The 24093-nt window shown below is 69.0% G+C and carries 20 protein-coding genes; 10 read left to right on the top strand and 10 right to left on the bottom strand.

Annotated features, from left to right (window positions below; translation table 11 throughout):
* Positions 1 to 43: 43 nt before the first annotated feature.
* Entirely contained in the window at positions 44 to 1510 is a 1467-nt protein-coding gene (locus tag IE265_RS25815) for a CCA tRNA nucleotidyltransferase (protein WP_190038082.1), read from the bottom strand.
* 234 nt (positions 1511 to 1744) lie between these two features.
* On the opposite strand from IE265_RS25815, the gene IE265_RS25810 reads away from it, so the two are divergent.
* From IE265_RS25810 to trxA, 7 genes are all read left to right on the top strand, one after another.
* Positions 1745 to 4210 carry a DUF6049 family protein gene (locus IE265_RS25810; RefSeq protein ID WP_190038081.1) on the top strand — a complete coding sequence of 822 codons (2466 nt, stop codon included), beginning with the start codon at positions 1745 to 1747 and terminating at the stop codon, positions 4208 to 4210.
* A 46-nt stretch (positions 4211 to 4256) separates the two neighbouring features.
* On the top strand, positions 4257 to 6509 hold the full coding sequence (gene murJ, locus IE265_RS25805; RefSeq protein WP_190038080.1) for a murein biosynthesis integral membrane protein MurJ: 2253 nt from the start codon (positions 4257 to 4259) through the stop codon (positions 6507 to 6509).
* Positions 6510 to 6627: 118 nt separating this feature from the next.
* Entirely contained in the window at positions 6628 to 8355 is a 1728-nt protein-coding gene (locus IE265_RS25800; protein ID WP_190038079.1) for a protein kinase family protein, read from the top strand.
* A gap of 26 nt (positions 8356 to 8381) precedes the next feature.
* Positions 8382 to 9095, top strand: a complete 714-nt coding sequence (sigM, locus tag IE265_RS25795; protein WP_190038078.1) for an RNA polymerase sigma factor SigM — start codon at positions 8382 to 8384, stop codon at positions 9093 to 9095.
* Positions 9092 to 10069: an RsmA family anti-sigma factor gene (locus tag IE265_RS25790; protein WP_190038077.1), complete on the top strand. Its 978-nt coding sequence runs from the start codon at positions 9092 to 9094 to the stop codon at positions 10067 to 10069. The genes sigM and IE265_RS25790 overlap by 4 nt, the downstream gene beginning before the upstream one ends.
* Before the next feature lie 195 nt (positions 10070 to 10264).
* On the top strand, positions 10265 to 11233 hold the full coding sequence (trxB, locus tag IE265_RS25785) for a thioredoxin-disulfide reductase (protein WP_190038076.1): 969 nt from the start codon (positions 10265 to 10267) through the stop codon (positions 11231 to 11233).
* Between the two features lie 48 nt (positions 11234 to 11281).
* Positions 11282 to 11614 carry a thioredoxin gene (trxA, locus tag IE265_RS25780; protein ID WP_081218330.1) on the top strand — a complete coding sequence of 111 codons (333 nt, stop codon included), beginning with the start codon at positions 11282 to 11284 and terminating at the stop codon, positions 11612 to 11614.
* A 211-nt stretch (positions 11615 to 11825) separates the two neighbouring features.
* Here trxA and IE265_RS25775 read toward each other — a convergent pair whose 3' ends face one another.
* From IE265_RS25775 to rpmH, 9 genes are all read right to left on the bottom strand, one after another.
* Complete coding sequence (locus tag IE265_RS25775; protein ID WP_190038075.1) at positions 11826 to 12443, bottom strand: GNAT family N-acetyltransferase; 618 nt, start codon at positions 12441 to 12443, stop codon at positions 11826 to 11828.
* Positions 12444 to 12767: 324 nt separating this feature from the next.
* Positions 12768 to 13871, bottom strand: coding sequence for a ParB/RepB/Spo0J family partition protein (locus tag IE265_RS25770; protein WP_190038074.1), 1104 nt, complete (start codon positions 13869 to 13871; stop codon positions 12768 to 12770).
* On the bottom strand, positions 13868 to 14941 hold the full coding sequence (locus IE265_RS25765; RefSeq protein ID WP_190038192.1) for a ParA family protein: 1074 nt from the start codon (positions 14939 to 14941) through the stop codon (positions 13868 to 13870). Before IE265_RS25765 ends, IE265_RS25770 begins: the two co-directional genes overlap by 4 nt.
* A gap of 384 nt (positions 14942 to 15325) precedes the next feature.
* Positions 15326 to 16042: a 16S rRNA (guanine(527)-N(7))-methyltransferase RsmG gene (gene rsmG, locus IE265_RS25760; protein WP_190038073.1), complete on the bottom strand. Its 717-nt coding sequence runs from the start codon at positions 16040 to 16042 to the stop codon at positions 15326 to 15328.
* Between the two features lie 138 nt (positions 16043 to 16180).
* Complete coding sequence (locus IE265_RS25755; RefSeq protein WP_190038072.1) at positions 16181 to 16693, bottom strand: Jag family protein; 513 nt, start codon at positions 16691 to 16693, stop codon at positions 16181 to 16183.
* A 19-nt stretch (positions 16694 to 16712) separates the two neighbouring features.
* Positions 16713 to 18002, bottom strand: coding sequence for a membrane protein insertase YidC (gene yidC / locus IE265_RS25750; protein ID WP_190038071.1), 1290 nt, complete (start codon positions 18000 to 18002; stop codon positions 16713 to 16715).
* A gap of 3 nt (positions 18003 to 18005) precedes the next feature.
* Positions 18006 to 18371, bottom strand: coding sequence for a membrane protein insertion efficiency factor YidD (gene yidD, locus IE265_RS25745; protein ID WP_190038070.1), 366 nt, complete (start codon positions 18369 to 18371; stop codon positions 18006 to 18008).
* Positions 18368 to 18739, bottom strand: coding sequence for a ribonuclease P protein component (gene rnpA, locus IE265_RS25740; RefSeq protein ID WP_190038069.1), 372 nt, complete (start codon positions 18737 to 18739; stop codon positions 18368 to 18370). Before rnpA ends, yidD begins: the two co-directional genes overlap by 4 nt.
* A 21-nt stretch (positions 18740 to 18760) precedes the next feature.
* Positions 18761 to 18898 (bottom strand): 50S ribosomal protein L34, encoded by a 138-nt coding sequence (rpmH, locus tag IE265_RS25735; RefSeq protein WP_006381191.1) that lies wholly within the window; start codon positions 18896 to 18898, stop codon positions 18761 to 18763.
* 398 nt (positions 18899 to 19296) lie between these two features.
* Here rpmH and dnaA point away from each other — a divergent pair, with 398 nt between their 5' ends.
* The 3 genes from dnaA to IE265_RS25720 form a co-directional block, all read left to right on the top strand.
* Positions 19297 to 21192, top strand: coding sequence for a chromosomal replication initiator protein DnaA (gene dnaA / locus IE265_RS25730; RefSeq protein WP_190038068.1), 1896 nt, complete (start codon positions 19297 to 19299; stop codon positions 21190 to 21192).
* Between the two features lie 1177 nt (positions 21193 to 22369).
* Positions 22370 to 23500: a DNA polymerase III subunit beta gene (gene dnaN, locus IE265_RS25725; RefSeq protein WP_190038067.1), complete on the top strand. Its 1131-nt coding sequence runs from the start codon at positions 22370 to 22372 to the stop codon at positions 23498 to 23500.
* Between the two features lie 128 nt (positions 23501 to 23628).
* Positions 23629 to 24093, top strand: a 465-nt coding sequence (locus IE265_RS25720; protein WP_229916522.1) for an NAD(P)-binding domain-containing protein, incomplete at its 3' end; no start/stop codon positions are given.

Below are 24093 nucleotides of genomic sequence, written 5' to 3'. Positions count from 1 at the left end.
CGGACGCGGGCGATGTTTCACGTGAAACATCGCCCGCGTCTCGTCAGTTCTGCGTGTCCCACCACTCCTTGAGCGCCGACACCGCCGCGTCGTGCTCCATCGGCCCGTTCTCCAGCCGAAGCTCCAGAAGGAACTTGTAGGCCTGCCCGATGGCGGGGCCGGGGCCCACACCCAGGACATCCATGATCTGGTTGCCGTCGAGGTCGGGCCGGATCGCGTCCAGCTCCTCCTGCTCCTGGAGCTGAGCAATGCGCTCCTCCAGGCCGTCGTACGCGCGGGAGAGGGACGCCGCCTTGCGCTTGTTGCGGGTCGTGCAGTCCGAGCGGGTGAGCTTGTGGAGACGGTCGAGCAGCGGACCGGCGTCACGCACATAGCGGCGAACGGCGGAGTCCGTCCATTCCCCCGTCCCGTAGCCGTGGAAGCGCAGGTGCAGCTCCACTAGGTGCGAGACCTCCTTGACGAGGTCGTTGGAGTATTTGAGCGCCGTCATCCGCCGCTTGGTCATCTTCGCGCCCACCACCTCGTGGTGGTGGAAGGAGACCCGACCGTCGTCCTCGAAGCGCCGGGTCCGCGGCTTGCCGATGTCGTGGAGCAGCGCGGCCAGCCGAAGCACCAGGTCCGGGCCGTCGGCCTCCAGCGCGATCGCCTGCTCCAGCACGATCAGCGTGTGGTCGTAGACGTCCTTGTGCCGGTGGTGCTCGTCACGCTCCAGGCGCAGGGCGGGCAGCTCCGGCAGCACATGCTCGGCCAGGCCCGTGTCGACCAGCAGGGTCAGCCCCTTGCGCGGGTGGGCCGACAGGATGAGCTTGTTCAGCTCGTCACGCACCCGCTCGGCCGAGACGATCTCGATGCGCTCGGCCATCGCCGTCATCGCCTCGACGACCTCCGGCGCGACCTCGAAGTCGAGCTGGGCGGCGAAGCGCGCGGCGCGCATCATGCGCAGCGGATCGTCGGAGAAGGAGTCCTCGGGGGTGCCCGGTGTCCTCAGGACGCGTGCGGCCAGATCGTCGAGCCCTCCGTGCGGGTCGACGAACTCCTTCGCCGGAAGTGCCACGGCCATCGCGTTCACGGTGAAGTCGCGACGCAGAAGGTCTTCCTCGATGGAGTCGCCGTACGAGACCTCGGGCTTGCGGGAGGTCCGGTCGTACGCCTCCGAGCGGTACGTCGTCACCTCGATCTGGAAGCTCTGGTCGACGTCTCCGACACGGGCGTCCTTCTGGGCCCCGACCGTGCCGAAGGCGATCCCGACCTCCCACACCGAGTCAGCCCAGGGACGCATGATCTTCAGTACGTCGTCGGGGCGGGCGTCCGTCGTGAAGTCGAGGTCGTTGCCGAGCCTGCCCAGAAGGGCGTCCCTCACCGAGCCGCCCACCAGGGCCAGGGAGAACCCCGCATCCTGGAATCGGCGGGCAAGGTCGTCGGCGACGGGGGACACCCGCAGCAGTTCACTCACCGCGCGGCTCTGCACCTGGCTCAGTGCACTGGGATGTTCTTCGTTGGCGTTCGGCACAACAGAAAAGGGTACGTGGCCCGGGCGCCGTGGGGCGCCTTCATTAAACGTCCACAGGAGCCGCTCACGTCCGCTGCGGGGACGCCCTCCTGGATACCCCCACATAGCGGGGCAGCGGGTCCCCGCCCCCGATCTTGTGGACCGGACCGCGGCACTTACCCTCAGCGTGCATCGTTACCATGCGTGGACGCACATTCCGACGACCACTGACGACGACAAGGGACGGGCAAGCGCGTGGCCGAGGCGGCAGACTTCCAGGGGACCAGTCCCTCACCTGCCCGCCGGTGGCTGCGGCGCACCGGAGCACTGCTGGCCGGGGCGCCTCTGCTCGCCGGCGTTCTCCAGCTGTCCCCGTCACCGACCGCGCACGCGAGCGAGCGCACCGTCGCGGCGGACGTCTCCGGCAGCCGTACGGTCGATGTGTCCCTGGACTCACTCAGTCCCAAGGTGCCCGCGGAAGGCGACTCCCTGACCGTCTCGGGCAGGATCGTGAACAAGAGCAAGCAGGCCGTCACGGACGCCCGTGTCGGGCTCCGGGTGGGTCCCACCATGAACGGCCGCTCCGCGATCGACGACGCCTCCAAGGGCAATCCGTACGCGGGCACCGATGTCGGCGGCAAGTACGTGGCGAAGTTCTCCAAGCTCGCTCCCGGCGTACCGCAGAAGTTCAGCATCACCGTGCCCGTCGACAAGCTCCCGCTCGGCTCCGACGGCGTCTACCAGCTCGGTGTCACGCTCACGGGCCGGACCGCGGCAGCCCCGTACGACCAGATCCTCGGTATAGAGCGGACCTTCCTCCCCTGGCAGCCCGAGGCCGCGGACAAGAAGACCAAAACGACGTACCTCTGGCCGCTCATCTCCACGCCTCGTATGACGGCCGAGACGGACTCGAACGAACAGCAGACACCCGTCTTCAAGAACGACGAGCTGGCCGCCGAGCTCTCCCCCGGCGGCCGGCTGGAGCAGCTCCTCACGCTCGGCAAGGACCTCGACATCACCTGGGTGGTCGATCCGTCGCTGCTTGCCTCCGTCGACGCGATGACCCGCAGCTACCGGGTGCAGGTGAACGGGTCCAGCGAGAAGACCACCGCAGGCACCCATCAGGCGGTCGCCAAGCAGTGGCTCGGCGAGCTGCAGGAGGCGGTGGTGGGCGAGGAGGTCGTCGCCCTGCCGTTCGCCGACCCCGACCTCGCGTCGCTGGCCCACAACGGCACCGAGGTGACGGGGTCCCTGAGCCATCTGAAGGACGCCACCACCGTGGCCACGACGACCGTGGAGACGATTCTCCACGTGACGCCCGGCACGGAGTACGCGTGGCCCGTCGACGGGGCGATCGACCCGTCGATCGTCAAGGTCGCCACCTCGGCGGGCGCCGACACGGTGCTCACCCGCAGCGACAGCCTCAAGGAGACGGGAAACCTGCCGTACACGCCGTCCGCGGCCCGTCCCATCGGGGGCGGCACCACGGCGGTCGTGGCCGACGCGCGGCTGTCGACGGCGTTCCAGGGCGACATGACGGTGGCCGGCAACTCCACGCTCGCCGTCCAGCGGTTCCTGGCGCAGAGCCTGATGTTCACCCTGCAGGCTCCCGACAAGCAGCGCAGCGTCGTGGTGGCCCCGCAGCGCCTGCCGACCTCCAGCCAGGCGCAGACGATGGCCCAGGCCCTCACGGCGCTCCAGGAGGGGAACTGGTCCCAGTCCACGGACCTCTCCGCCGCCACCAAGGCCAAGCCCGACGCGGGTGCCACCACGCGCGTCCCGCCGGCGTCCGCGTACCCCGGCTCCCTGCGCAAGCAGGAGCTGCCCCAGTCGGCCTTCGAGCAGATCGAGCGCACGCAGGAGGTCCTGAACGGCTTCCAGGTGATCCTCACCGACAAGTCGCGCGTGATCACCCCCTTCGGACGGGCCATGGACCGGTCGATGTCCACGTCCTGGCGCGGTTTCGCCTCCGAGGCCGCGGCCTACCGCAACGGGGTGGAGACGCACCTCACGGGTCTCACCAAGAGCGTCAGACTGATCGAGAAGTCCGAGGCGAAGCTCTCGGGCCGCAGCGCGACGATCCCCGTCACCGTGCAGAACAACCTCGTCCAGGGTGTCGACCACCTGGTGCTGCGGCTGACGTCGACGCAGCCGAGCCGCCTCAGCATCGGTGACGGCGCCTACTACGAGCAGCCGGTCTCCGTCTCCGGCGGCCACAGCCAGTCCGTGAAGTTCACGACCAACGCCCATGTGAACGGCCGGGCGGCGGTCGTCGCCCAGCTCTTCACGCAGGACGGCCAGGCGTACGGGGAGAGCATCACCTTCGACGTACGGGTCACCGAGATCACCGCGACCGTGATGCTGGTCATCGCCGGTGGCGTCCTGCTGCTCGTACTCGCCGGATTCCGGATGTACACGCAGCGCAAGCGGGCGGCCGCCCGCCAGGCGGCACTGGACCCGGAGTCGCCCGAGGACGCCGGGACCGCCGACGGCACCGCCCCGTCCGACGACGCCGAAGCCGGCGCCGAGGCGGAGAGCGCCGCCGAGGATTCGGGAGGTCCCGGGAGGGCGGAACCCGTCGGCCCGGCGGAGGACCCGGCCGGGGAGGCTTCCGGAGCCGCAGCGAGGGCAGACGCCCCGGAGCAGCCGAGTGACCCGGCACCGGACACCGCACCGGAAATCACCGAGGCTTCCGGCACGGGTGAGAGAGTGGACCGTTGAGCGATGTCGCGGCCGGTGGGCCCGGGGACAATGAGGTGGGGTAACCATGAACGCGCCGTACGACGGTGACCGCGGCCAGGGCGCGGGCGGCTCCGGCTACCCCGACGGCCCGCCGCAGGGCCCGCCGGAGCCCGGCGACGTGCCCTCGCAGCACGGGCCCGACGTGTACTTCCAGGATGCCTACGACCAGGATCCCTACCAGGCGCAGGACCTCTCCGCCCAGGACCCGGTCGCCGAGGCGCTCTACGACCGTGCCGCGCACCCCCCGCCGCCGCCCGGCACGTACCAGCCGCAGCCCCCGCTGTACGCCCAGCCGCCGCAGTCCCCGTACGCCCCCGACCCGCATGTGTGGGCGCAGACCCCGGCGCCCGAGCCGGACGGCCCCACCCAGTACCTGCCGTACGGCGACGACCCCCGTACGACCCAGTACGTGGGCGTGGACGACCTGGTGACGCAGGCGGGCGAGGAGCAGCACGAGCCCGACGCCTTCGCGCACCTCTTCCGTGACCAGCAGCAGGGCGGCGGGCGGCCCCCCGAGCCGTACTCCGTGCCGTCCCCGGCGCATGCCCCGTCCGCCGACCAGGACACGGGAGGCCGCTCCCCGGAGTCGGCTCCTGAGCCGCCCGTCGCCCCTGTGCCCCCGGCCGCCGCGGCCACCGCCAGGAAGGGCGGGCGGGCCTCGGGGCTGCTGAAGTCGAGCGCGCTCATGGCGGCCGGCACCATGGTGTCCCGCCTCACCGGGTTCATCCGCTCCGCGCTGATCGTCGCGGCCCTGGGTGTCGGCGTCCTCGGTGACACCTTCCAGGTCGCGTACCAGCTGCCGACGATGATCTACATCCTCACCATCGGCGGTGGGCTGAACTCGGTCTTCGTGCCGCAGCTCGTGCGGGCCATGAAGGACGACGAGGACGGCGGCGAGGCCTTCGCCAACCGACTGCTGACGCTCGTCGTCGTCGCCCTCGGCGCGCTCACCGTGCTCGCGGTCGTCGCCGCGCCGCTCCTCGTACGGATGCTGTCGGCCCCGATCGCCGGCGATGCCCCGTCCAACGAGGTCGCCGTCACCTTCGCCCGGTACTTCCTCCCCACGATCTTCTTCATGGGCATCCATGTGGTGATGGGCCAGATCCTCAACGCACGCGGCCGGTTCGGCGCGATGATGTGGACCCCGGTCCTCAACAACGTCGTCATCATCGTGACGCTCGGACTGTTCATCTGGGTGTACGGCACCGCCGAGACCTCCGGCATGGATGCCATCACCATCCCGCCGGAGGGCGAGCGGCTGCTCGGCATCGGCGTCCTGCTGGGCCTCGTCGTGCAGTCCCTCGCGATGATCCCGTACCTCCGGGAGACCGGTTTCCGGTTGCGGCTGCGATTCGACTGGAAGGGCCACGGTCTCGGCAAGGCCGCGATGCTGGCCAAGTGGACCGTGCTCTTCGTCCTCGCCAACCAGGCCGGCGCCATCGTGGTGACCCAGCTGTCGACGGCCGCGGGCAAGGACTCCCCGGTCTCCGGCACCGGCTTCGCCGCCTACGCCAACGCACAGCTGATCTGGGGCCTCCCGCAGGCCATCATCACGGTGTCCCTGATGGCCGCCCTGCTGCCGCGGCTCTCCCGCTCGGCCCACGAGGGCGACAACGGCGCGGTCCGCGACGACATCTCCCAGGGGCTGCGCACCACCGCCGTGGCGATCGTGCCGATCGCCTTCGGCTTCGTCGCCCTCGGCATCCCGATGTGCACGCTGATGTTCGGCTCGTCCGGAACCAGCGAGGCGACGAACATGGGGTTCATGCTGATGGCCTTCGGCCTCGGCCTGATCCCCTACTCGGTCCAGTACGTGGTGCTGCGCGCCTTCTACGCGTACGAGGACACCCGGACTCCCTTCTACAACACGGTCATCGTCGCCGCCGTCAACGCGGCGGCCTCGGCGCTCTGCTTCTTCCTTCTCCCTTCGCGATGGGCCGTGGCGGGCATGGCCGCCGCGTATGGTCTCGCCTATGCCATCGGCGTCGGGGTCGCGTGGAGCAGACTGCGCAAGCGCCTGGGCGGCGACCTGGACGGAGCCCGTGTCCTGCGGACGTACGCGCGTCTCGCGATCGCCGCGGTGCCGGCGGCGGCGCTCAGTGGCGCGGCCTGCTACGGCATCGCCCAGACCCTCGGGCAGGGCGCCGGCGCCTCGTTCGCTTCCCTGGTGGTCGGTGGTGTGGTACTCCTCGGTGTCTTCTATGTTGCCGCGCGGCGGATGCGCATCGAAGAGCTGAACGGAATGGTCGGCATGGTCCGCGGACGCCTTGGGCGCTGAAGCGGGGGTACGCGCACAACCATCGAGCACGACCGCGTGTCGTGCATAGGTGCGGACTGTGGGCACAATTGGCTTTGGCGTGGGACAGCGCGTTACGGATGGGGAGGCAGGAACGACGGTGGTGGAACGCAGCACGGCTGCCGTCGACGTGGCAGACAACAGCGGTGACGAACCGCTGACCGCCAAGGCGGACCAGTCCACGGCCGACGGGGTGGCCCAGAACCGGGAGCGGGACACGGACAGCTCGGAGAGCACAGAGGAACAGGGGAGCGGGGGGAACGAGGGCCTCAACAGGACCTCTCCGCCCGAGCTGCACAGCGGTCACAAGCTCGCCAGACGTTATCGGCTGGAGGAGTGCGTCACCCGTCTGGACGGATTCAGCAGTTGGCGTGCGGTGGACGAGAAGCTGCGTCGCGCCGTGGGCGTGCACCTGCTGCCCGCCGACCATCCGCGAGCCCGCTCCGTCCTGGCGGCGGCCAGGTCCTCGGCCCTTCTCGGCGATCCCCGGTTCGTCCAGGTCCTCGACGCGGTCGAGGAGAACGATCTCGTCTACGTGGTGCACGAATGGCTGCCCGACGCCACGGAGCTGACGGCTCTTCTGGCCGCCGGTCCGCTGGAGGTGCACGAGGCGTACCAGATGGTCAGCCAGATCTCCCAGGCGATGGCCGCCGCGCATCGCGAAGGGCTGGCCCATCTCAAGCTGACCCCCGGCGCCGTGCTGCGCACTTCGTCGGGGCAGTGGCGCATCCGTGGTCTCGCGGTGAACGCCGCGCTGCGTGGCATCAGTTCGGACACGCCTCAGCGTTCCGACACGGAGTCGATCGGCGCGCTGCTCTACGCGACGCTCACCCAGCGCTGGCCGTACGAGAACGACGCCTACGGCCTGTCGGGCCTGCCCAAGGGCGTCGGCCTCATCGCGCCCGACCAGGTGCGGGCGGGCGTGCACCGCGGCCTCTCGGAACTCGCCATGCGCGCGCTCGCCAACGACGGGGCGACCGCGTCCCGCCAGGAGCCTCCGTGCACCACCCCCGAGGAACTGGTCAAGGCGATCGGCGAGATGCCCCGCATCCGCCCGCCGGAGCCCGCGTTCACGGCCCCGCCCGAGTACCAGCGCACGACGTACCAGCAGGGCAACTACGGGCGGCCTCCGGCCCACCCGGGTGCCACCCAGCCGGTGCCGGCTCCGCTGCCTCCTCTGCAGGGCCGTACCGGCAAGGCCCTCAAGTGGGCCGTTTCCGCCCTGCTGATCGCCGCGCTCGGGCTCGGCAGCTGGCAGTTGGCGGACGCGCTCATGGACCACGGGAAGTCCGACGACACCGGCAACACCCGGACGACGGACGAGAACGACAAGAGCAGCGACCAGGTCAAGCCCGCCCAGCCGATCACCATCAAGGGCGCGGCGGAGTACGTCGCGAAGGGCGACGCCCAGGCCGCCGGCGACGTGGGCAAGACGTACGACGGCAATCCCTCGACCTACTGGCGGAGCAGGAGCTTCCTGGACGGTCCTGAGATGCAGCCCTCCTTCAAGCCCGGCGTCGGCATCGTCTACGACCTCGGTTCGGAGCAGGCGATCTCGTCCGCGTCGATAGGGCTCCGGTTCGGCGGCGACCACACGACGGTCACGCTGTACGCGACGGACTCGACGAGTTCGTCGACACCGATCAGCTCCATGAAGAAGATCGGGACTCTCACCACGAACGGCACCACCGCCAAGGTGAAGGTCGACAAGAATGTGAAGTCCCGGTACGTGCTGATGTGGTTCACGGCGCTGCCGCACGCGCCCGGCGACCAGTACAGCGGCGCCGGCTTCAAGCAGGCCGTCACCGATGTGAAGTTCACCGGCTGAGCGGTCACCGAGGGGGAGGGGGTCCGATGGCGGACGACGCCGCATACGGCGAAGCAAGCGATCAGGACCTCCTTGCCCGGCACGTCGAGGGTGACCCCGACGCCTTCGGCGAACTGGTGAGGCGCCACCGCGACCGGCTGTGGGCGGTGGCCCTGCGGACGCTGGGCGACCGCGAGGAGGCCGCTGACGCCGTCCAGGACGCCCTCGTCTCCGCCTATCGGGCCGCCCACACCTTCCGCGGCCAGTCGGCCGTCACGACATGGCTGCACCGGATCACCGTGAACGCCTGCCTGGACCGGGCCCGCAAGGCGGCATCCAGGAAGACCTCCCCCGTGGACGACACGGAGCGCCTGGAACAGCTCCTGGAGCCGCACGAGGCGGCCTCGGCCCCGGCCGAGCGCAACGACCTCCACCGGGAGCTGCTGGAGGCTCTCGGCACCCTGCCGCACGATCAGCGTGCCGCCCTCGTCCTCGTGGACATGCAGGGCTATCCCGTGGCCGAGGCCGCCAGCATGCTCGACGTGCCGACCGGCACGGTCAAGAGCCGGTGCGCGCGCGGCAGAGCGAGACTGCTCCCCCTGCTCAAGCACCTGCGTACGGCGAGCGGGAGCGACAGAGCGGGCAAGAAGTCGGGCGAGGGACGGAACCGCGCGCCGGGGACATCCGTCCCACCCGCAGCGGAGCCACACGAGGGACCGAGCGATTCAGCTGCTGTGAAGGGCGGAGGTGGGCGAGCGTGACATCCACGACCGGCACGGCCGGGCACCCGGACGTCGCGGAGATCGCCGACCTCGGCGAAGGTCTGCTCCCGCCCACCCGCACCGCGGATGTGCGCCGGCACCTGGAGGACTGCGTCCTCTGTACCGACGTGTACGAGTCGCTGGAGGAGATCCGCGGCACGCTGGGTACCCTGCCGGGCCCGCCGCGCATGCCCGACGACGTCGCGGGGCGCATCGATGCCGCCCTCGCCGCCGAAGCCCTCCTTCACGCCACGGCGGCCGACGTCTCGCATCCCGAAGCAGACGCAGACGCCGACAGCACGGAAGGTGACACGACGGGCGTTCCGGCGACGGTCGGCTCCCCCGGCACCGCATCCGGCGCCCGGAGCGCCACGCATGTTTCACGTGAAACATCGACGGCGGTGGACCGGCCGGCCGGACGCCCCCGCGCCACCACCGGCCCGGGTCGCGCGAACCGCACGCCTCGTGGGCGCCGCAGGACCGCTGTCCTGGGGGCCGTCTTCACGGCCGCCGCTCTGGGGATCGGAAGCCTGCTCCTTCAGACACTGGGCAGCGACGGCTCGGGCAAGGACACCTCGTCGCCGTCGACCGAGCAGAGCGACACCGCGAACACATTGGCTGAGGAGAAGCTCGAAGCCCGGGTCGCGGATCTTCTCGCGGACGTGGAGAAGAAGAAGGAGAACGGCGGCCCGCGCAGCTCGAATCCTCAAAGCGAAGGGTCAGAGGCCCCGAGCATCCTGAACAGTCCGGCGGTGCCTGTACCGGAGTGCGTCCGGCAGGGCATCGGTCGGGACGGTGAGGCCCTCGCCGCCGAGGAGGGTGTCTACGACGGCACGCCTGCCTATCTCGTCGTGCTCCCTGACGCCACCGACGCCACGCGCGTCAACGCCTATGTCGTCGATTCCGCCTGCGTCGACAAGCGGTCGATCACCGCCGGCAAGGTTCTGCTCCAGCAGTCCTATCCTCGGAACTGAGGACATCGGGCCTCGCCATGAGGCGGCCTGAGTACGCCCCGGGACATGCACGGCATCGCACTGCGGCGTCGGTAGCCCGTGTGCCCGGACACAGCGGGAATGCGCGCCCCTTAGGATCCGTTGGGTGGGGTGAGAGTTCTGAGAGAGGCTCCCACCGGTCGTACGAAGAAGTCTCCAGAGACGAGGAATCCAGCCGTGAGCGACGTCCGAAACGTGATCATCATCGGCTCCGGGCCTGCCGGCTACACGGCAGCGCTCTACACTGCGCGCGCGTCGCTTAAGCCGCTGGTGTTCGAGGGCGCCGTCACCGCAGGCGGTGCTCTGATGAACACCACCGAGGTCGAGAACTTCCCCGGCTTCCAGGACGGCATCATGGGCCCCGAGCTCATGGACAACATGCGGGCGCAGTCCGAGCGCTTCGGAGCGGAGCTCGTTCCGGACGACATCGTCTCGGTCGACCTCAGCGGCGAGATCAAGACCGTCACGGACACCGCGGGCACCGTGCACCAGGCCAAGGCCGTCATCGTCACCACGGGTTCCCAGCACCGCAAGCTGGGCCTGCCCAAGGAGGACGCCCTCTCGGGGCGTGGCGTCTCCTGGTGTGCGACCTGTGACGGCTTCTTCTTCAAGGACCAGGACATCGCCGTGATCGGCGGCGGTGACACCGCGATGGAGGAGGCGACCTTCCTCTCGCGGTTCGCCAAGTCGGTGACGATCGTCCACCGGCGGGACACCCTGCGCGCCTCGAAGGCGATGCAGGACCGTGCCTACGCCGACCCGAAGATCAAGTTCGTCTGGGACAGCGAGGTCGCCGAGATCCAGGGCGACCAGAAGCTCGCGGGACTCACGCTGCGAAACCTGAAGACCGGCGAGACGTCCGCGCTGCCCGTCACCGGCCTGTTCATCGCGATCGGCCACGACCCGCGCACGGAGCTCTTCAAGGGTCAGCTCGACCTGGACGAGGAGGGGTACCTCAAGGTCGAGGCTCCCTCCACCCGGACCAACCTGACGGGTGTCTTCGGCGCCGGCGACGTCGTCGACCACACCTACCGGCAGGCGATCACCGCGGCCGGCACCGGCTGTTCCGCCGCCCTCGACGCCGAGCGCTTCCTCGCCGCCCTCGCGGACGACGAAGCTGCGGAGCCCGAGAAGACCGCCGTCTGACGTCCACTTCCATCCGCCCCACCGCACCAACCAGTTAAGGAGCCCGCTGTGGCCGGCACCCTCAAGAACGTGACCGACGATTCCTTCGAGCAGGACGTTCTCAAGAACGACAAGCCTGTCCTGGTCGACTTCTGGGCCGCTTGGTGCGGTCCGTGCCGCCAGATCGCGCCGTCCCTCGAAGCGATCGCCGCCGAGTACGGCGACAAGATCGAGATCGTCAAGCTCAACATCGACGAGAACCCGGGTACGGCCGCGAAGTACGGCGTCATGTCCATCCCGACCCTGAACGTCTACCAGGGCGGCGAGGTCGCCAAGACGATCGTCGGTGCGAAGCCGAAGGCCGCGATCGTGCGCGACCTCGAGGACTTCATCGCCGAGTAGTCGACAGACCGTCCTCGCCGGGCGGGCATGTTTCACGTGAAACACGGAGGGGCCGACCCGATGGGTCGGCCCCTCCGGCGTTGGCCCTCACCCGTGCCCTGGTCCCACGGCGTCTCCAGCCGCTCAGTAGCCTCACGAACCGCCCCAGGCGCCGCTCGGAGGGAGTGCGGGCAGGCCCCGCGACCGGACTGCCCGGACAAGGCAGGGAGCCCTAGAGGGGGCGCAGGGCCGGCTCCTTCTGGACCGCGCCGAGCAACCGGTCCAGTGCCAGCTCGACGTCTTCCTTCCAGGAGAGCGTCGTGCGCAGTTCCAGCCTGAGCCGCGGGTGCGTCGGGTGCGGCCGGACCGTTTTGAAGCCCACGGCCAAGAGATGGTCGGCCGGCAGGACGCAGGCCGGCTCCTTCCAGCGGGCATCACCGAAAGCCTCGATCGCCTTGAAGTTCCGCCGCAGCAGATCCTTGGCGACCGTCTGAACCAGCACCCTGCCGAGACCTTGCCCCTGGTACCCCGGAGCGATGAAGCCCGTCATCAACTGGACCGCGTCGGGCGACACGGGACTTGTGGGAAACGCGGTGGCTCGCGGCACATAGGCGGGAGGCGCGTACAGCACGAAGCCCACCGGTACGTCATCCACGTACACGACCCGGCCGCACGATCCCCACTCCAGGAGAACGGAGGACAGCCACGCTTCCTTCTCCAGCTCGGGTGTTCCCGCCTTTACCGCGGCTTCGCCGCGGACTGGGTCCAACTCCCAGAAGACGCACGAGCGACAGCGCTGGGGAAGGTCTTGAAGGTTGTCCAGCGTGAGCGGTACGAGCCGGCGCCCCATGAAGGCAGTTCCTCGCTTCCTTCGCCCGCGGCATCGCGGGCGGCTGTCAGAGCGCTCCGTTCCTGGAGGAGGCCGCCGACGAATCCGCCGACTGCGCCGAGCCCCAGGCCCACACTCACCAGTCCGGTGCGGCTCACCGTTCGCATGCCCCTTGCCTCCCCGAAGAAGGTGCTGCCAGGTGGATGCGCCAACCCCCTCTCGCATCGTATCCACGAAGAGATTCCATCGATACCGCCTGAAAGCAAAGAGCGGACCGTGTTCCGGTACACACCGGACACGGCCCGCTCTACCAGTGGCCGGTCGATTCGACCGGCCACTCGGGCGTCAGGCTTCGGATTCCTCGGAGTCGTCCTCCGGAAGGGCCTGCTGCAGCACCGGACCCTCGCCCGGGGCGAGCGTCCCGAGGATGCGCTCAAGGTCATCCATCGAGGCGAACTCGACGGTGATCTTGCCCTTCTTCTGGCCGAGATCGACCTTCACCCGCGTCTCGAACCGGTCCGAGAGCCGCGTCGCCAGATCGCTCAGCGCCGGGGAGAGACGGGCTCCCGCCCGTGGGCCCTTGGAACGCGGCGCCGACTGCGGCCGCGAACCCATGAGGGTGACGATCTCCTCGACCGCTCGCACCGAGAGACCCTCGGCCACGATGCGGTGAGCCAGGCGGTCCTGCTCCTCCGAGTCCGCGACGGACAGCAGGGCACGAGCGTGGCCGGCGGAGAGCACCCCGGCAGCGACTCGGCGCTGGACCGACGGAGAGAGCTTCAGGAGACGCAGGGTGTTGGAGACCTGCGGTCGCGAGCGCCCGATCCGATCCGCCAGCTGATCGTGGGTGCAGTTGAAGTCCTGGAGCAGCTGGTCGTATGCCGCCGCCTCTTCCAGAGGGTTCAGCTGAGCCCTGTGCAGGTTCTCCAGCAGCGCGTCCAGGAGGAGCTTCTCGTCCTCCGTCGCCCGGACGATCGCGGGGATCGCTTCGAGCCCCGCTTCACGGCACGCGCGCCAGCGGCGTTCACCCATGATCAGCTCGTAGCGTCCCGGACCCTGCTGCCGGACGACGACCGGCTGAAGGAGCCCGACCTCCTTGATGGAGGTGACGAGTTCGGCCAGGGCGTCCTCGTCGAACACCTCACGAGGCTGGCGGGAGTTCGGGGTGATGGAGTCCAAGGGGAGCTCGGCGAAGTACGCGCCGACCGGCGCGGCCGGAGCCTCTCCGAACACGCTGACCGAGGATTCCTCTGTTTCACGTGAAACAGAGGCCGCCGGGAGCATGGCTACCTTGGCCGCCGCCACCCCTCGCTCAGCGGTGAGGACAGGCGTGCCGCCCGACGACGCGGACGATCCGCCCGCGGCCGGCGATGCCGCCTTCTCCCCTGTAGGTGCTGCCGGGATCAGTGCGCCGAGACCACGGCCCAACCCCCTCCGTCGCTCGCTCACTGGATCCCCTCCACGATGCTCTGTTCGGTGTGTGCGCCCGTGTGGGCAGGCTGCGCGTCGTAGGTCACGCCGACTCCGCGCAACGCGATCTCCCGTGCCGCTTCAAGATAGGACAAGGCGCCGCTCGACCCCGGATCGTAGGTCAGCACCGTCTGCCCATAACTCGGGGCCTCGGAGATGCGGACCGATCGCGGGATGCTCGTCCGCAGCACCTCGTTGCCGAAGTGGGTGCGCACCTCCTCCGCCACCTGGGACGCGAGGCGGGTCCGGCCGTCATACATGGTGAGAAGAATCGTCGAGACATGGAGATCGGGGTTCAGGTGGCCCCGCACCAGGTCGACGTTGCGCAGCAGCTGCCCCAGCCCCTCCAGCGCGTAGTACTCGCACTGGATCGGAATGAGGACCTCGGCTCCGGCCACAAGGGCGTTCACCGTGAGGAGCCCCAGGGACGGCGGGCAGTCGATGAGGATGTAGTCGAGCGGCTGCTCGTACGCCTGGATCGCACGCTCAAGGCGGCTCTCGCGTGCCACCAGGGACACCAGCTCGATCTCCGCACCGGCGAGATCGATCGTGGCGGGCGCACAGAAGAGGCCCTCGACATCGGGGACCGGCTGAACTACCTCGGAGAGTGGCTTGCTGTCGATCAGCACGTCGTAGATCGAGGGGACCTCGGCGTGGTGGTCGATCCCCAGCGCGGTGGACGCGTTGCCCTGAGGATCGAGGTCGATCACCAGGACGCGGGCACCGTGCAGAGCAAGCGAGGCGGCGAGATTGACCGTGGTCGTGGTCTTGCCCACCCCGCCCTTCTGGTTGGCGACCACCATCACGCGCGTCTGCTCGGGCCGCGGCAGGCCCTCGCCGGCACGCCCCAAAGCCTCCACCGCCAGTTGGGCAGCACGACCGATGGGAGTGTCGTCCATCGGGGGCGGTGTTTCACGTGAAACATCCTCCCCCATCGACTCGGTTCGGGGACCGGGGACCGGATCGGTCATCGGTCCCGCGATGTTGGCGTTGGACCGCAAGGATTCACTCTCCTCGACTTCAGGCTCGCAATGAACAGAGCCTCCCATGCCTTCGGGGTCGTGAACCAGCGAGGCCCGTTGTTCTGTGGAGAAATCCACCTCTGTGGACAACTCCGTTCCCTCTTCGGAGGACCTGGGGGCACGAGAGGGAGGCCTCTTTCCGAAGGATCCGAAGGACCCCAGTGGATTGCGGTCGCGGGGTTCGGCCGCGGCGCGACCGCGGCCGATGATGCCGTGCAGCAAGGAGCGACGTTTCACGTGAAACACGATGCACAGCGCGTGCGACCGCAATCGCGCGACACTCCGGTGGGCGTATGTGCGGCAGCTTGTGTGGAGTACGTCTCGTCGTCAGGACGGATCAGTGAGCAAGCACACGTCCCGGCACTCCACATCGAGGGGCGCGTCCCCTGCTCACTCTCCGGCGGGAACCCCTCAGCGTCGCCTGCGGGTACGGCCCGTCCGAGCCGCCTTGGCCCGCTTGGCGGCGAAGCGCACACCGCCCGGGCTCTCTCCGACCTCGACCCTGACCACTGTCGCGAGCGGTTCCACGACACCCTCGCCGACGTGGAGCACAGAGGTGTCCACGGCACCGAGCTTGCTGAGCGCGGCGCCGGCTCCCTTGACCTCCTCCTCGGCGGTGTCGCCCTTGAGGAGAAGCATCTCGCCGTAGGGCCGCAGCAGCGGCACACCCCAGGCGGCGAGACGGTCCAGCGGCGCCACGGCCCGCGCCGTCACCACATGGACCGGAGGAAGCTTCCCGAGGACCTCCTCCGCACGCCCGCGGACGACGGTGACGTGGTCGAGCCCGAGCAGCTCCACGACTTCGGTGAGGAAGTTCGTCCGCCGCAGCAAGGGCTCCAGCAACGTGATCTTCAAGTCCGGCCGGACGAGGGCGAGCGGAATGCCGGGCAGTCCGGCACCGGAGCCGACATCGCACACGGTCACGCTCTCGGGCACCACCTCGGAGAGCACCGCACAGTTCAGCAGATGCCGCTCCCACAGGCGGGGCACTTCACGAGGACCGATCAGACCGCGCTGAACCCCCGCGTCCGCCAGCAGTTCCGCGTAACGAACCGCGTCTGCGAAGCGATCGCCGAATACCGCCCGGGCCTCCTCGGGCGCAGGGGGAAGCTCCGCTGCCTCCGTCACGGGGAACCGTCCTTCCGTACCGCACAAGCGCACTGCGCGCTGACCAACAGGACTATCAGGAACTATCGGGGACTATCAGGCTGACAAAATTCGGCCCCGCCTGCGAACACAGACGGGGCCGGGAGAACGCGTGCTGGATCAGGCGGGGAGCACGACGACGAAGCGCTCCGGCTCCTCGCCCTCGGACTCGCTGCGCAGGCCCGCGGCCTTGACCGCGTCGTGCACCACCTTGCGCTCGAAGGGGGTCATCGGCTGCATCTTGACCGGCTCGCCGGAGCTCCTGACCTCGGCCGCCGCCTTGGCACCCAGTTCGGAGAGCTCCTCCCGCTTCTTCGCACGGAAGCCGGCGATGTCCAGCATCAGTCGACTGCGGTCACCGGTCTCCCGGTGCACGGCCAGCCGGGTGAGCTCCTGGAGTGCCTCCAGCACCTCGCCGTCGCGACCGACGAGCTTCTGCAGATCACGGCTGTTGCTGTCGCTGATGATCGAGACAGCGGCGCGATCGGCCTCGACATCCATGTCGATGTCACCGTCGAGGTCGGCGATGTCCAGCAGACCCTCGAGGTAGTCCGCCGCAATCTCGCCCTCCTGCTCCAGGCGGGTCAGGGTGTCGCCACCCTCAGCGGCAGCGGAGGTGGTGCCTTCCGTCACGGGATGGACTCCTTCTTGCTTACTTCTTCGACGGGGACTTGGGGCGCTGCGGACCCTTGCGCTGTCCGGACTGGGCCTTGCTGCGCGTGCTGCCACCGGACGCGGGCTTGCCGCCCGCCGGCTTGGGGCCGGGCTTGGCGTCCTGCGGATCGTCGGACTTGGTGAGGGAGGTCTTCGGCTCCGACTCGTCCGAGGCCTTGGCACCGCCCTGGACCGTGCCCGACTGGCGCTGGGACTTGCTCTGCCGCTTGGGCTGCTGGCGCTTGGGGGCGCCGCCCGTCACCGGAGTGCCGTCCTCGGTCTCGGCGGCGGCCGCGGCGTCGCTCTTCACGACGGTGCCGTCGGTCTGGGCCGCGAAGCCCGCCTTGTTCAGGCCGTTGATGAACTTGCGCTCGTGCTCGTTGCGGTCGCGGCCCTTGACCACGATCGCCTTGACGACGGCACGCTCACGGCGGTTGCGGGTCTTGCCGTGCGTGTCGACGTGCTTGAGCAGACGCTCGAGGAACGCGGCCTGCGCCTTGGAACCGGGAGTCGGGTTCTGGCGGATCACGTACATCTGCTGGCCCATGGTCCACACGTTGGTGGTCAGCCAGTAGACGAGGACACCGACCGGGAAGTTGATGCCGAAGACGGCGAACATGATGGGGAAGACGTACATCAGCATCTTCTGCTGCTGCATGAACGGCGTCTTCACCGTCGTGTCGACGTTCTTGGTCATCAGCTGGCGCTGCGTGTAGAACTGCGACGCCGACATCAGGACGATCATGATCGCGGTCACGATGCGGACGTCGGTGATCGAGGAGCCGAGGGCCTCGACCTTGCTCGAGCTGTCCGTGAACTTCGCGGCCAGCGGAGCGCCGAAGATGTGCGCCTTCTGCGCGCTCTCCAGAAGTCGCTCGTTGATCACGCCGATCGTGTCGTTCGACGCGATGCTGTTGAGCACGTGGTACAGGGCGAAGAAGAACGGGGACTGCGCCAGGATGGGAAGGCACGAGGAGAGCGGGTTGGTACCCGTCTCCTTGTACAGCTTCATCATCTCTTCGGACTGGCGCTGCTTGTCGTTCTTGTAGCGCTCCTGGATCTTCTTCATCTCGGGCTGCAGCGTCTGCATCGCCCGAGTCGCCTTGATCTGCTTCACGAAGAGCGGGATCAGGCAGATACGGATCAGGATCACCAGGGACACGATGGACAAGCCCCAGGCCCAGCCGGTGTCGGGGCCGAAGATGGCGCCGTACACCGAGTGGAACTGGACGATGACCCAGGAAACGGGTGTCGTGATGAAACTGAAAATGCCGGCAATCGTGTCCACTAATCAGGCTCCTTGAGCATGGGACGGGGTCTCGGCGGCCGGGCTTGAGGAGTGGTCGGACATACCAGGCCCCTCGGTGGCCGGTTCGGCGGCGGAGGTCCCGCCCTTGCGTGCGCGCCAGGCGTCTCGCAGCATCTCGTGCCACCGCGGACGCTTGCGCGGCGGGACATGGTCCACACCGCCCAGCGACCACGGATTGCACCGCAGGATGCGCCAGGCGGTGAGTGCCGTCCCCTTGACCGCACCATGGCGGTCGATGGCCTGGTACCCGTAGTGGGAGCACGACGGGTAGTACTTGCACACCGGCCCGAGCAACGGGCTGATGGTCCACTGGTAGATCTTGATGAGAGCCAGCAGCGGGTACTTCATCGCGCGCCCCCTCCCGTAAGCCGCTCCAGAGCGGCGTCCAGGTCTCGGGCCAGCTGTGCATGGTCGGCGTCGCCCGCACCGGGCAGCGCTCGTACGACTACCAGGCTACCGGGGGGCAGCAGGGCGACTCGGTCACGCATCAGATGGCGAAGCCTGCGCTTCACCTTGGTACGGACGACGGCGCCACCCACTGCTTTGCTGACAACGAAACCCGCACGCGTCGGGGGAGCGCTCTCCCCAGGCGCGTGCGGGTCCGTTGCACCGCTGCGTAGATGGACGACGAGTAGCGGGCGTCCGGCCCGGCGTCCTCGGCGTACCGCGGTCGCGAAGTCCTCGCGCCGCCTCAGCCGATGCTCGGTAGGCAGCACGACATCATGACCTGTGAGTAATCAGGCGGACAGGCTCGCGCGACCCTTGCCACGGCGGTTCGCGAGAATCGCGCGGCCGGCACGGGTGCGCATCCGCAGGCGGAAGCCGTGGGTCTTGGCGCGACGACGGTTGTTCGGCTGGAAGGTGCGCTTGCTCACTCGGGGGCTCCAGAGAAGATCGGTGGTTTCGGGGTGCCGTCCTGGCTGTCACCGTGCGCCCACGAGTAGCTCGCATTACGCCCGAGTGCACCGCTTCCCGATCACTCTTCGCGATCTGTGCCCATCGGAGGCAGGCGGCAGCAGCCATCGACAACTCGACCTGGTTACGGTACGCGCGGCTACGCCATCCGGTCAAACCAGCATCGCGTGAGGGACACTGTCCACAGGCTGGGGACAACAACTTGAACCGCATGGGTCGCCCTGACTACCGTGGCTGGACTCCGATTCGTTCCCTTCTCCCAGCCCCAGCTGATTCGTTCCGATCGCCCGAACCGAGTTCCAACCCAATCCGTCCCCAGAACCACACGTTCGTGGGACCCCGTGAGAGAGCGTGCCCTGTGGCTGACGTACCTGCCGATCTTGCCGCAGTGTGGCCACGCGTGTTGGAGCAACTTCTCGGTGAGGGCCGGGGGCAGGGCGTCGAGACCAAGGACGAGCACTGGATCAAGCGCTGCCAGCCGCTGGCCCTCGTCGCGGACACCGCCCTGCTCGCCGTTCCGAACGAATTCGCGAAGAACGTGCTCGAAGGGCGCCTGGCGCCGATCGTCAGCGAGACGCTGAGCCGTGAGTGCGGCCGCCCGATCCGGATCGCGATCACGGTCGACGACTCGGTCGGAGAGCAGCCGGCCCCCTCGGGACCGCCCGCCCCGTCCCCTTCGCGCTACGAGGAGCCCGAGCTCCCTCAGGGCCAGGGACGCGACGGGTACCGGGGATACGGCAGGCACCGCGCGGACGACCGCGGGGACGACCGGATGGACGACCGTCCGCAGGGCCGCGCGGACCAGCAGCCCGGCCGGGGGGACCAGCTCCCCACCGCCCGTCCGGCCTACCCCGACTACCAGCGTCCCGAGCCCGGCGCCTGGCCGCGGTCCTCGCAGGACGACTACGGCTGGCAGCAGCAGCGGCTCGGATTCCCCGAGCGGGACCCCTACGCCTCGCCCCCGCAGGACTACCGTCCGCAGTCGCTGGACCGCCCGCCGTACGAGCAGCGGCCCAGGTACGAGCAGCAGCGCGGGGACTACGACCAGCAGCGCTCCGACTACGACCAGCAGGACCGCCGCGAGCGGCCCGAGCAGTCCCCGCCGTCCGGCGCGGGCCATGTCCACCGGGGCGGCCCCATGGGCTCCTCCCTGCCCTCCTCCAGCGGTGCCCCGGGTCCGCTGGCCGCGCAGCCGGCGCCCGCGGCGGGCCCCGGGGAGCCGACCGCGCGCCTGAACCCGAAGTACCTGTTCGACACCTTCGTCATCGGCGCCTCGAACCGGTTCGCGCACGCGGCCGCGGTCGCCGTCGCCGAAGCGCCGGCGAAGGCGTACAACCCGCTGTTCATCTACGGGGAGTCCGGACTCGGCAAGACCCACCTGCTGCACGCGATCGGGCACTACGCGCGCAGCCTCTACCCGGGCACGCGGGTGCGCTACGTCAGCTCCGAGGAGTTCACCAACGAGTTCATCAACTCGATCCGGGACGGCAAGGGCGACAGCTTCCGCAAGCGGTACCGGGAGATGGACATCCTGCTCGTCGACGACATCCAGTTCCTCGCGGACAAGGAGTCGACGCAGGAGGAGTTCTTCCACACCTTCAATACGCTCCACAACGCGAACAAGCAGATCGTGCTCTCCAGCGACCGGCCGCCCCGGCAGCTCGTGACCCTGGAGGACCGGCTGCGGAACCGCTTCGAGTGGGGTCTGACCACCGACGTCCAGCCGCCCGAGCTGGAGACGCGTATCGCCATCCTCCGCAAGAAGGCGGTGCAGGAGCAGCTCAACGCCCCGCCGGAGGTGCTGGAGTTCATCGCGTCCCGGATCTCGCGCAACATCCGCGAACTGGAGGGCGCGCTGATCCGGGTGACGGCGTTCGCCTCGCTCAACCGGCAGCCGGTGGACCTGGGTCTGACGGAGATCGTCCTCAAGGACCTGATCCCCGGGGGCGAGGACTCGGCCCCCGAGATCACGGCGACGGCCATCATGGCCGCCACCGCCGACTACTTCGGCCTCACGGTGGACGACCTGTGCGGATCCTCGCGCAGCCGCGTCCTGGTGACGGCACGCCAGATCGCCATGTACCTGTGCCGGGAGCTCACCGACCTCTCGCTGCCGAAGATCGGCGCGCAGTTCGGGGGCCGCGACCACACCACGGTCATGCACGCCGACCGCAAGATCCGGGCGCTCATGGCCGAACGCCGCTCGATCTACAACCAGGTCACCGAACTCACCAACCGCATCAAGAACGGCTGAGGCCGCGGCGATAGGCGGTAGGCGGTACGCGGTAGGCAATAAGCAGGACCAGAAACAGGACGCAGCGAAGGCGCCCGGGACACGTTCCCGAGGCGCCTTCGCCATGTCCTGCCCCGGGCGAGGGCCTCGGCCCGACCCGGCCCCGTCCGACCCGACCCGCCCGGCCCCGGCGGTCGCCCTCCCGCGCAGGGATGCCGTCCTCGCGTCCCGAGAACCCCCGCCCCACGCGAAAGAGGTTCACCGGCGCCTGCCCCAGCGCCCCTGTGAGCGCCGCCGGCCGTCTCCTCGGGGACGCTCAAGAGCCTCCGGAACGGCTCCCGAAGGCTGCTCGGGGAGCGTTTCGGCCCTCCCGGACCCCTCCGCCGAGGAGCATCGGCGCCGCCCGGCCGCCTCCGTCTGTTCGAATAGGCGACGGGTTACGGCCTCCGTCCACAGATTGGGCAACTTTCTCGCGTCCACACCCTGGGGACTGCGAAGTTGTCCAGAACGTGTCCACAGGCTGTGCTGGTGATAGACCATCAGGGCAGGTCAGCTGGTTGTGGATTCGTGGACAAAAGATCTCCACAGCCTGTGGACAACGTACGGATCCACAGCCTGTGCAGAGAGTTGTCCACCGGCGGCCCACAGGACCGGACCCGTTGTCCCCAGCGATCTCCGGCTTCTCCACACCGCTGTCCACTGTTCGGCAACGCGAGGCCGCTTCTCACCGTGTCGAGTGAAAGGCGTCACATCAAGGTGCCGGGTTGGCCTGTGGGGAACGCGGGTAAATCTGGGGACGGTGCTGGGGAGAACTACCCCGAGCCTGTGCATCGGGTGTGCAGAACTTTTCCCCGTCCACAGAAGAGGCCGGTTTTCCACCGCCTCCACCCACAGGACCAGTGGATAAAAAACCGACTCTGACCTGCGAATACGCGGTTATCCACGGTATCCACAGCCCCTACTACTACTCCCAACTAGAGAGAGTCTGGGAATCGATTCGAAGACGGGGCTGTGCACAACTCGGGCTCGGAGCGCCGACTGCCGCTCGGCACGACTTGACCCCGAGGGGCACCGACTGTCAGTGAGGTGCGTCAGACTGGTCCCCGGTGTCCTGCCCCGCAGTGGACTCAGCGACACCGGGTCAGACGACGAAGGCGAAGCAGGGCGAGAGCGCCGGCAACAGACGGAGGCGGCAACGGTGAAGATCCGGGTGGAACGCGACGTACTCGCGGAGGCAGTGGCCTGGGCGGCACGCAGCCTCCCGGCCCGTCCGCCGGCGCCTGTGCTCGCCGGCCTTCTGCTGAAGGCCGAGGAGGGCGCCCTGAGCCTCTCCAGCTTCGACTACGAGGTCTCGGCCCGCGTCTCGGTGGACGCCGAGATCGACGAGGAGGGCACGGTGCTCGTCTCCGGCCGCCTCCTCGCCGACATCTGCCGGGCCCTGCCCAACCGCCCGGTGGAGATTTCCACAGACGGTGTACGGGCGACCGTGGTCTGCGGCTCCTCGCGCTTCACCCTCCACACCCTGCCGGTGGAGGAGTACCCGTCGCTGCCGCAGATGCCGTCCGCGACCGGCACCGTCCCCGGTGAGGTCTTCGCCTCCGCCGCCGCCCAGGTCGCCATCGCGGCCGGACGCGACGACACGCTGCCCGTCCTCACCGGCGTGCGCATCGAGATCGAGGGCGACACCGTCACGCTGGCCTCGACGGACCGCTACCGCTTCGCGGTCCGTGAGTTCCTGTGGAAGCCGGAGAACCCCGAGGCGTCCGCCGTGGCCCTCGTGCCCGCCAAGACGCTCCTGGACACCGCCAAGGCCCTCACGAGCGGCGACAGCGTGATCCTGGCGCTCTCCGGCTCCGGTGCGGGCGAGGGCCTGATCGGATTCGAGGGCGCCGGGCGCCGCACGACCACGCGGCTGCTGGAGGGCGACCTCCCGAAGTACCGCACGCTGTTCCCGACGGAGTTCAACTCGATCGCCGTCATCGAGACCGCCCCCTTCGTGGAGGCCGTCAAGCGCGTGGCCCTGGTCGCCGAGCGGAACACCCCGGTGCGGCTCAGCTTCGAGCAGGGCGTGCTCATCCTGGAGGCCGGCTCCAGCGACGACGCACAGGCTGTGGAGAGGGTCGACGCCCAGCTGGAGGGCGACGACATCTCGATCGCCTTCAACCCGACGTTCCTGCTGGACGGTCTGAGCGCCATCGACTCCCCGGTGGCCCAGCTCTCGTTCACGACGTCCACCAAGCCCGCCCTGCTCAGCGGCAGGCCCGCCGTGGACGCGGAGGCGGACGAGGCCTACAAGTACCTGATCATGCCGGTGCGGCTCAGCGGCTGACCAAAGCCGCAGGTGGGGCCGTACGTCTGAGCGGCTGTGCCCACAGATGTGCGGGAGCGTCCGGGTTTAGGCTCGTACGCAGGTACGAAAGTGCCGTCCTGCCACGTCGCTAGTGAAGGAACAACCTGATGGAGCTCGGTCTCGTCGGCCTCGGCAAGATGGGCGGCAACATGCGCGAGCGCATTCGCCGCGCAGGCCATACCGTCATCGGATACGACCGCAACCCGGATCTCGCCGATGTCCACAGCCTCGAGGAGCTTGTGGGCAAGCTCGAGGCGCCGCGTGTGGTGTGGGTGATGGTTCCGGCCGGGGCCGCGACCCAGTCCACCGTCGACGAGCTGGGTGAGCTGCTGGAGCCGGGCGACGTCGTCGTCGACGGCGGCAACTCCCGCTGGACCGACGACGAGAAGCACGCCGAGGAACTCGCCGCCAAGGGCATCGGATTCGTCGACGCGGGCGTCTCCGGCGGCGTCTGGGGACTCCAGAACGGGTACGCGCTGATGGTCGGCGGCGACCCCGGGAACCTCGCCAAGGTCCAGCCCGTCTTCGACGCCCTCAAGCCCGAGGGCGACGCCGGCTTCGTCCACGCGGGC

Source organism: Streptomyces fructofermentans (assembly GCF_014651055.1).
In the GTDB taxonomy this organism is placed as follows: domain Bacteria; phylum Actinomycetota; class Actinomycetes; order Streptomycetales; family Streptomycetaceae; genus Streptomyces; species Streptomyces fructofermentans.
The sequence above is the reverse complement of the archived record's forward strand: the minus strand, read 5'-3'. Positions and strand labels throughout refer to the sequence as shown.

Excerpts from the sequence above, each read along its gene's own strand:
- IE265_RS25775 (WP_190038075.1), bottom strand. The coding sequence starts at position 12,443 with ATGGGGCGCCGGCTCGTACCGCTCACGCTGGACAACCTTCAAGACCTT.
- sigM (WP_190038078.1), top strand. The coding sequence starts at position 8,382 with ATGGCGGACGACGCCGCATACGGCGAAGCAAGCGATCAGGACCTCCTT.
- murJ (WP_190038080.1), top strand. The coding sequence starts at position 4,257 with ATGAACGCGCCGTACGACGGTGACCGCGGCCAGGGCGCGGGCGGCTCC.
- yidD (WP_190038070.1), bottom strand. The coding sequence starts at position 18,371 with ATGAAGTACCCGCTGCTGGCTCTCATCAAGATCTACCAGTGGACCATC.
- IE265_RS25765 (WP_190038192.1), bottom strand. The coding sequence starts at position 14,941 with ATGGGAGGCTCTGTTCATTGCGAGCCTGAAGTCGAGGAGAGTGAATCC.